This is a genomic window from Mycobacterium attenuatum (assembly GCF_900566085.1).
Classification (GTDB): Bacteria; Actinomycetota; Actinomycetes; order Mycobacteriales; family Mycobacteriaceae; genus Mycobacterium; species Mycobacterium attenuatum.
Genome location: NZ_UPHT01000222.1, coordinates 1 through 1,168, shown reverse-complemented (window position 1 = coordinate 1,168; position 1,168 = coordinate 1). Strand labels below are relative to the sequence as shown.

Sequence of the window (1,168 nt, the reverse complement as noted above, 5' to 3'; positions counted from 1 at the left end):
GTGATGCCCAGATCCAGCTCACCTTGGGCGTCATCGGCCAGCAGTCGCCGGGCCTGCTCCATAAGCAGGCCCAGTTCGGCGTCATCACGGGCCGACCCGACATGCCGGACGATCCGGCGGCGACTGCGGGCCTTGACCCCGGAGAGTGGACACGGGATTTGTAGTTACGCCGCTTCTGGCAGCGTAGCGGGTGTGTGGTTCTTCTCGTAGGTCGCCGGGCTGGAATAGCGGCAGCGGGAGTGCCTGCGTTTCAGGTTGTAGCCGACCAGCCATCGGAACACTTCACGGCGGCAGGTAGGCGCGTCGGGCCACTGGCTGCGGTCCTGCAGGACTTCGCGTTTGAGGCAGGCGTTGAACGATTCGGCCAACGCGTTGTCGGCACTGGACCCCACGCCACCCATAGACTGGGTGACGCCGAGATCTGCGCAGAGCGTAGCGAAATCCTTTGAGGTGTACTGACTTCCGTGATCCGAGTGGAATATTGCACCGGTCAGTGAACCACGCAGCGCCCCGGCGGCGAGGAGGGCATCGTCGACGAGTTCGGTGCGCATGTGATCGGCGATCGCCCATCCCGCGACCCGCCCGGAGAAGCAATCGATCACCGTGGCCAGATACAAGTTGCCGCCGGTGGCCAGCGGCAGGTAGGTGATGTCTCCGACGTAGGTTTCGTTGGGTGCGGCTGCAGTGAAATCCCGGTTGAGCAGGTCCGGGACCTTCTGGTTGGCCGGATCCGGTGTGGTGGTCTTCACCCGGCGCCGCCGTCGGTAGCCGGCGATCCCGACGCCGCGCATGACCCGGGCCACCCGCTTGTGATTGACCCGCTCCTGCTCGGGCACGCCGTCGTTGAGTTCGGCGGTGATCCGCGGTGCCCCGTAGGTGTTGTCCGCCTCATGGACGGTACGGATCCGTTCGGCCAGTACCCGGTCAGCCGCTTGACGGGCGGCGCGACCATCGGCACCAGCAAGCCAGGCGTAGAACGAGGAACGCGCGATCTCCACGACCGCGCACAGCCACTTCACCGGGTAGGTGTCGAGGTGGTCGTGGCGTGTTCCCCGTGAATGAGTCCGGCTTGTTTTAGAGTCCTGTGGCCCGAGGTCGGGCTGGAAGGGACGATGAAACACATGGCTGGTCGTAAGCGGCATTCCGCGGAGGACATCGTGCGCAAGTT

General features: G+C 65.0%; 1 protein-coding gene. It reads right to left on the bottom strand.

The window, feature by feature from the left end:
• Positions 1–164: 164 nt before the first annotated feature.
• On the bottom strand, positions 165–1,168 hold a 1,004-nt coding region (locus EET13_RS29725), incomplete at its 5' end, for an IS3 family transposase (protein ID WP_244604203.1).